The 415-nt window shown below is 71.1% G+C and carries 1 pseudogene; it reads right to left on the bottom strand.

Going from position 1 to position 415, the window contains the following annotated elements:
* A pseudogene (locus WCE05_RS26215) lies at positions 1-401 on the bottom strand (hypothetical protein); the annotation flags it as partial.
* Positions 402-415: the final 14 nt, after the last annotated feature.

Below are 415 nucleotides of genomic sequence, written 5' to 3'. Positions count from 1 at the left end.
CCCGCATCGGCCACCACCCGCGTCAAGCTGCCGCCCATGCGCACCGGCCCCACGCTGTGCTGGATCAGCGCCACCAGCCGGTCGCGCAGGGTGGTGGCCATGTAGGCGTAGTCGGCCTTGCCGCCGGCGACGTCCAGGGAAACCAGGCTGGCGTTGCGGTCCACCGCGTGCAGTTCGCTGGCCCGTACCGACAGCCCGCCGTCGCGGGCGGGCCGCTCGATGCGGGTTTCGAGCACGGTGACTTCGCCGGCGCTGCGCTTGCCCAGGCGACGGACTTCCTCCTGGGTGAGAGCGGCATTGTCGAGCCTGACCGTGGTCACGCCGCCAGGCAGGAGCTTGTGCATCAGCCAGCGCGCACCGCCCAGGGCCGCGGGCAGCAACAAGGCCAGGTTGATGGCCATGAACACCTGCTTGC

The organism is Pseudomonas sp. I2 (assembly GCF_040984075.1).
Taxonomy (GTDB): domain Bacteria; phylum Pseudomonadota; class Gammaproteobacteria; order Pseudomonadales; family Pseudomonadaceae; genus Aquipseudomonas; species Aquipseudomonas guariconensis_B.
The sequence above is the reverse complement of the archived record's forward strand: the minus strand, read 5'-3'. Positions and strand labels throughout refer to the sequence as shown.